General features: G+C 69.8%; 8 protein-coding genes. All 8 read right to left on the reverse strand.

Features of this window, described 5'->3' with window-relative positions; genetic code table 11:
• Window positions 1-545: 545 nt before the first annotated feature.
• Window positions 546-1,040 (reverse strand): arsinothricin resistance N-acetyltransferase ArsN1 family A, encoded by a 495-nt coding sequence (locus tag VF647_19355; GenBank protein ID HEX8454249.1) that lies wholly within the window; start codon window positions 1,038-1,040, stop codon window positions 546-548.
• 30 nt (window positions 1,041-1,070) lie between these two features.
• Window positions 1,071-2,414, reverse strand: a complete 1,344-nt coding sequence (locus VF647_19360; protein ID HEX8454250.1) for an NAD(P)-binding protein — start codon at window positions 2,412-2,414, stop codon at window positions 1,071-1,073.
• 50 nt (window positions 2,415-2,464) lie between these two features.
• A complete protein-coding gene (locus tag VF647_19365) occupies window positions 2,465-2,788 on the reverse strand; it encodes a metalloregulator ArsR/SmtB family transcription factor (GenBank protein ID HEX8454251.1) in 324 nt (107 codons plus the stop codon).
• 168 nt (window positions 2,789-2,956) lie between these two features.
• On the reverse strand, window positions 2,957-3,232 hold the full coding sequence (locus tag VF647_19370) for a hypothetical protein (protein HEX8454252.1): 276 nt from the start codon (window positions 3,230-3,232) through the stop codon (window positions 2,957-2,959).
• Window positions 3,229-3,474, reverse strand: coding sequence for a type II toxin-antitoxin system HicA family toxin (locus VF647_19375; GenBank protein ID HEX8454253.1), 246 nt, complete (start codon window positions 3,472-3,474; stop codon window positions 3,229-3,231). Before VF647_19375 ends, VF647_19370 begins: the two co-directional genes overlap by 4 nt.
• 126 nt (window positions 3,475-3,600) lie before the next feature.
• Window positions 3,601-3,732: a hypothetical protein gene (locus VF647_19380; protein HEX8454254.1), complete on the reverse strand. Its 132-nt coding sequence runs from the start codon at window positions 3,730-3,732 to the stop codon at window positions 3,601-3,603.
• 166 nt (window positions 3,733-3,898) lie between these two features.
• On the reverse strand, window positions 3,899-4,489 hold the full coding sequence (locus tag VF647_19385; GenBank protein ID HEX8454255.1) for a sigma-70 family RNA polymerase sigma factor: 591 nt from the start codon (window positions 4,487-4,489) through the stop codon (window positions 3,899-3,901).
• A gap of 82 nt (window positions 4,490-4,571) precedes the next feature.
• On the reverse strand, window positions 4,572-5,915 hold the full coding sequence (locus VF647_19390; GenBank protein ID HEX8454256.1) for an amidohydrolase family protein: 1,344 nt from the start codon (window positions 5,913-5,915) through the stop codon (window positions 4,572-4,574).
• Window positions 5,916-6,000 lie beyond the last annotated feature (85 nt).

A 6,000-nucleotide genomic window follows, 5' to 3' on the forward strand; every position in this document is an offset into this window, starting at 1 on the left:
GCCTTACGAAACTCCGCGTAAATCCGCCGGTGATCTCGGGATGAGAGTACGAAGCAGCGCACCGGTGGTACTGTCCGGTACCGAGGTAGGAAATGCGGTCCAATGCCGGTCCATACTCGCAAGCCGCGACTCTTGTCCAGCGATACGGCCCAGGGCGGCGAAAACCTCACGGCCGGCAAGCTGTTGAAGGGCACGGGGCGCGTCTCCACTGGGACTCAAGTCCGTACGCGTCGGTTCAAGTGCTTGTAACACCCGAACCCGTGCGTTACGAGAGTCCGCGTGAACGGACCCCGAGATTTCCAGAAAATGAACGAAGGATAATGCCAGTACACACTCTGCTTCTTGCCAGCGAGCAACGAACTCGCTGAAGCGCTTTGGGTCACGCTTGTAGGATCGTTCAAGAGTAACGATTGTGCTAAGATCAAGGTACACGAGAGAACTCATGAATTGACTCACATTCTCAAAGGAGAGTAGTTAGTTGGTCACGCGCAGTTGCAGCGGGCTAGACCGCGAGAGGAATTAACAAACGGCATACCCATGTGGGTTCATGGGGTCAGGAGCCGCTCGACGATCACCACGTCGCGCCAGACGCCGTCGAGGCGCCCGTGCCGCTCGTAGGTGCCCACCACGCGGAAGCCGTGGCGCGCGCAGAGGCGGAGCGAGGCCGCATTCTCGGGAAAGATGCGCGAGAGCACCTTCCACAGTCCGGCCGCCGCGCAGGCGGGGAGAAACGCCTCCATCAGCCGGTCGCCCACGCGCTGGCCCTGTGCAACGCCCGCCACGTACACCGAGAACTCCGCGATTCCGGCGTAGCACTCGCGCGGACGGTACGCGGAGGCGGCGATCCAACCCAGCACCTGTCCGTCACGCACGGCGACGAGGACGGGGTGGCGCGGATTGCCGAGCCAGGGCCCGACCTCCGCCTCGTCGCGTTCCCGCGTTTCGAAGGTGGCGCCGCGGCCGCGAATCCCTTCGTTGAAGATGGCGGTGATCGCCGCCACGTCGCGCGGCTCGGCCGGGCGCACGGTGACCGATTCCATGGGGGATCTCATGCGGGTGTCGGGTTCACCTCACCGCGCGCCGGCCAGGGGAAGCGAGGGCCGCCCGCTCCTCGATCCGAGCCCCACCAGCACGGGCGCCGGCTCGGAGCAGCAGGAGCCGCCCAGGTCGGTGGAGCACACGCCGGTTTCGGGAAGCACGAGCTCGACCGCCTTGGCGCCGGCTTCGTCGCCGACGAGGGCGCAGACGACGGAGCGCACCTGTTCGTAGCCGGTGAGGAGGAGAAAGGTCGGCGCGCGGCCGTAGCTCTTCATCCCGACCGTGTAGTAGCCGGGCTCCGGGTGCGCCAGCTCCGCCGCGCCGTGCGGGTACACCGTTCCGCAGCTGTGCTCGTTGGGGTCGATGAGGGGCGCGAGCGCGACCGGACTCTCCAGCGCGGGGTCGAGCCCCAGCCGCAGCTCGCGCGTGATCGACAGGTCCGGGCGGAAGCCGGTGGTGACGATGATCTCGTCGACCGGGCCGATGAATGCGTCTTCGCCGCTGACCGTGATGCCATCCGCGTCCGCATCCAGCCGCGTGGCACGGAAGGCGGTGACGAGGCGGACGGCGCCTGTGCTCACCAGCGCGCGCATCCGCGTGCCGAGGCCGCCGCGGGCGGCGAGCTGGTCGTCCGCGCCGCCGCCGTAGAGCTGCGCGGTACTGGCTCGGCGGATGGCCCACACGATCGACGTGTTCGGCTCCTGCCGCGCGAGGGCGGCGAGGTCGAGGAGGGCGTTGAAGGCGGAGTGCCCGCTTCCCACCACCAGCACCCGCTTCCCCGCGTAGCGCGCGCGGTCGCGGCCGAGCACGTCCGGGATGCCGTAGACGATGCGCCCGGCGAGCTCCGTCTCGCCGGGCACGGGGAGGCCGCCGGCGCCGAGCGGGTTGGGCGAGAGGTACGTCCCCGAGGCATCGACCACCGCCTTCGCCAGGATGCGCTCCTCGCCACCTGCAGTCTGTACCACCAGCTCGAACGGGGCCCGGTCGCGGCCGGGCGTCTTCATCTTGTCGAAGCCGTGCCGCGCGATCGCCGTCACGCGCGCGCCCAGCCGGATGTGCCGCGCGATGGCGGGGAGGGCGGCGAGCGGCTCCACGAAGCGCTCCACCAGCTCTCCGCCCGTTGGGAGCGCCTCCGGGTCCGGCGCGGTCCATCCCGCCCCCTCCAGCATCGACACCGCCACCGGATCGACCAGATAGCGCCAGGGGGAGAAGAGCCGCACGTGCGCCCACTGCCGGATGCTCGCGCCCACCGCATCCCCCGCCTCCAGCACCAGGGGCGTCTCACCCCGACTCACCAGGTGGGCGGCCGCCACCACACCGATCGGCCCCGCCCCGATCACCGCCACCGGAAGATCCCGCCCGCCCAGATCGCTCATCGCGCGGCTCCCTTCAATCAGGAAATGTTGATGTTTCGGATCAAAAAAACTCACCGGCAGCACCCACCCTGGCACGCGCCGCCGTGCTGCGCGGATGCCGCCTCCGCCAGGTACTCGCCCATCGCCTCGAGCACGCCGGGGTTGAGCGAGTAGTGGTTCCACCGCCCCTCGCGCCTGCCGGAGATGAGCCCGGCGTCCTTGAGCACCTTGAGGTGGAAGGAGAGCCGCGACTGTGCCGCGTCGAGCGCCTCCTGCAGGTCGCACACGCACCGCTCTCCGCCCACCAGCATCTCGACGATCTGGACACGGGTCTCGTCCGAGAGCGCATGGAACCAGCGCGCCACCTGGGCTGGGTTGCGGGTCGCCGTAGTCATGCGGGTGAATGTATCAACAAAACTTGTTTAGTCAAGCGTGAGCAAAGGGGGGCGGCCGCGCCTCAGAAGCCGCACCCGCCGGGTTCCGCGCGCGTACGCCGAAGGGGCCGCGCGACGTACCCAGGCACGAGCGCGACGGAGCGCTTGCCAACTGCGACTTCGACGCAATCACCTGGGCCCACCCGCGCCGCTCCCGCCGTGCGCGTAGCTCGTCTCGACGAGCGCAGGCACCGGCACGGTCCGTCCCGATTCCAGCATCGCCTCGATGTACTCTCGCAGTACGATTGGGAACAGCGCGCGCGCCTCGGTGGCAGTATCAGCGACCACTGAGAAGCCGGGCATCTCCTCAATCGTGACGAGGTAGTACGGCGCCTCCTCCGCGCTCTCTCGCACAGCCCTCCCGTGCACTGTCCAGGGCAGGGACACGTATTCATCAACGCTCATTCTTCGTCCTCCATGGATTGGCGGATCGCCTCAGCGGCCTGTCTCACCTGATAGGACGCAACCTTCCCCGAACCGGCTACCAGTGTCACCGCGTCCGCCTTTGGGTGCTTCCACTGGCGGTGGCTCGTCGCGCCCTTCCGCTCCTCGAACCCGAACGCACGCAGGACGGAAGCCACCTCGTCGTAACGCCACCCGTTCGGGTTGCCTTCCATCGCGGCGAGCGTCTTGTCCCTGCGTGCCATCGTCGGCCGTCTGGTAGTGAGTGCATCCTCCTTCCGGGTAGTATGTAATACCCCGGATCGTTTGAGGGGGATCGGCCGCGCCGCCCACGTGGGAGACGCCGGCGGTCGGCGCCTCCCACGCAGGTTTCAGCAGCAGGGGCCGCTGTCGCCGGTGGTGCCCTCGCAGCAGTCGTCGTCGCAGCAGGAGTCCTGCGGGTCGCACGGGGTGGGCTCGGCGGCGAGGGAGATGAGGTGCGTGAGATCGTCGTTCGTGCGCATGGGATCGCTCCTTGGGATGTTGTCCGGTCGTCCGCCGCATCGTCGCGGGGTACATCCCTAGAGACGTGGGCGAACGGAAAAGGACGCAGGCTCACCTCGCAGAGACGCAGGACGGAAAGAGAACAGAGGGCCTCACACAGCGCCACAGAGGAAACTGAAAGAACAATTACGCGCAGGATCGGCCCGCTTCTCCATCTCCGCTGTGGCAGTGGCAGTTTGGGCCCGGAGCGTAGTCGTCCACGCTGCCGGCCGCGTCGAGGTATACTGCGCAGCAGGCGAGTACGGCCTCCTTGAGGCGGGCACGCGCACGCTGCACGCGCGACTTGGCGCCGGAGGGGGAGATGCCGAGGCGATGGGCCAGCTCCGTCTGGGTGAGATCGCCGAGGTCGGTGAGCTCGAGGGCGTCGCGGTCGGCGGACGGGAGCCGCGACACCAGAGCGCGAATGCAGGGCGCGAGCTCCGCCACGGCGTCGCGCTCGCGCTCGGGGGCGGGGAGGGCTTCGGAGAGCGGCGTGGCGCCGCGGCGCGCGCGGAAGTGATCCGCGACGGTGTTGCGCGCCACGCGGTACATCCAGGGGTGCAGGCGGCCGGGGTCGCGCAGCGCGGCGAGCTGCGTGTGCACCTTGAGGAAGACGTCCTGGAGAAGGTCGTCCGCCACATCCGGATCGCCCACGCGGCGCAGGAGGAAGCCGTGCAGGCCGTCGCGGAACTCGGTCCAGGCCTGCTCGGTGGTCGGGATGGTTGCCGTAGCCGTCACGATGTCTCGCCGGTGGAATGCGCGGGGGCCGGGCGCCCCCTCCAATATAAGACGGCGAGGCCGCCAAAAGGACGCACCGGCGTCAGGGCGCGGCCGGTGGATCGGACAGGGGCATCCTGTGCCACGGCTCGGTACGCGCGTGGAGGCGGCCGCGCTGCATGACGTACGCGATCGTCTGCGTGTTGCGGATGTCGGTTGAGGGATCGGCGCGCAGCACCACCAGGTCGGCCACCTTGCCCGGCGCGATGGTGCCGAGGGAGTCCTGCGCGCCCAGCGCCTCCGCCCCGTACTGCGTGGCGCTGCGGATCGCCTCCAGCGGGGTGAGCCCCACCTGGCGCACGAGGAGCTGAAGCTCGCCGTGGATGTTGGGCGACTGGCGCCCCATGTCGTCAGTGCCGGCCAGCAGGCGCACTCCCGCGCGGTGCGCCGCGGCGGCCGCATCTACCGCCCACCCGGGGAGCGTGTCGAGCGAGGCGCGCGCGGGCACGCCGTCGCCCCGCCCCTGCATGACGTACAGCGTGGGCTCCAGCATCACCCCGCGCTGGCGCATGGCGCGGAAGAGCGCCGCGAAGGCGGGCCCCTGGGGCGAGACCGTGCGCAGGAGCACGCGCCGAGCATCGCGATCGCCCACCGCGGGGGCGCCCGCCCAGATCACCTGGTCGGAGTGGCTCATCACCTGAGCGCCCCCGGCCACCAGCTCGCCGGGGCTGGTGGGGGGCACCACGGCGTGTGTCCACACGCGCAGCCCCTGCGCGCGCGCCGCCCGCGCCAGCGCGGCGAAGCGGGCGGGCGGGACGTCCGAGTACACCTTGATCCCCGTGGCGCCGATGCGCCGCGCCTCGCGCACGATGCCGTCGATCTCCGCGTCGGCGGAGAGCATGCGTACGCCCGGAGCGCTCCCCGCCACGTGCCCCGCGGACCAGTACCTTACCCGGACCGAGTCGTACGTCGCGAACCAGCGCGGCCCCGCCACGACCGCCGAGTAGTAGATCCGCGGGGAGAGCGCCGTGTCGGTGCGGGCCGCCCGCGCCAGCTCCGCCACCTTTTCGGTGCGCCCTCCCATGTCGCGCACCGTCGTCACCCCGCCCATCAGGGTGTGGCGCAGGAGCGAGGGGTAGATGCCGCCGCGGTCAGAGGTGGCGAGGTGCACGTGCGAGTCGATGAGCCCCGGGATCACGTAATGCCCGGCGAGCGGCACCACGCGCGTGCCGGCCGGGAGCCGCTGCGACCCGGCGGCGAAGATCCCCGCGATGCGCCCTCGCCGCACCAGCACTGTCATCCCCGGCCGCGGCGGCGCACCGGTGCCGTCGATCACGGTGACGCCCTCCAGCGCGACCGCGTCCCCCGGCGGCGATGCGGCGCCCCTTCCCCCGGCGCAGGCGGCGAACGCGGCCAGCACGGCAACCCCGATGGCGATGCGGATCATGATTCGACTCGTGTGTGGGTTCGTGATCGTTGCGGCACTACGGCTCACCTATTCATGTTCGATTACAGCCCTGTTTGTTAACGAA

It is taken from the genome of Longimicrobium sp. (assembly GCA_036387335.1).
In the GTDB taxonomy this organism is placed as follows: Bacteria; Gemmatimonadota; Gemmatimonadetes; order Longimicrobiales; family Longimicrobiaceae; genus Longimicrobium.

Bases quoted from the DNA above. Each gene is read 5' to 3' on its own strand.
- VF647_19355 (HEX8454249.1), bottom strand. From the start codon at position 1,040: ATGGAATCGGTCACCGTGCGCCCGGCCGAGCCGCGCGACGTGGCGGCG.
- VF647_19360 (HEX8454250.1), bottom strand. From the start codon at position 2,414: ATGAGCGATCTGGGCGGGCGGGATCTTCCGGTGGCGGTGATCGGGGCG.
- VF647_19365 (HEX8454251.1), bottom strand. From the start codon at position 2,788: ATGACTACGGCGACCCGCAACCCAGCCCAGGTGGCGCGCTGGTTCCAT.
- VF647_19370 (HEX8454252.1), bottom strand. From the start codon at position 3,232: ATGAGCGTTGATGAATACGTGTCCCTGCCCTGGACAGTGCACGGGAGG.
- VF647_19375 (HEX8454253.1), bottom strand. From the start codon at position 3,474: ATGGCACGCAGGGACAAGACGCTCGCCGCGATGGAAGGCAACCCGAAC.
- VF647_19380 (HEX8454254.1), bottom strand. From the start codon at position 3,732: ATGCGCACGAACGACGATCTCACGCACCTCATCTCCCTCGCCGCCGAG.
- VF647_19390 (HEX8454256.1), bottom strand. From the start codon at position 5,915: ATGATCCGCATCGCCATCGGGGTTGCCGTGCTGGCCGCGTTCGCCGCC.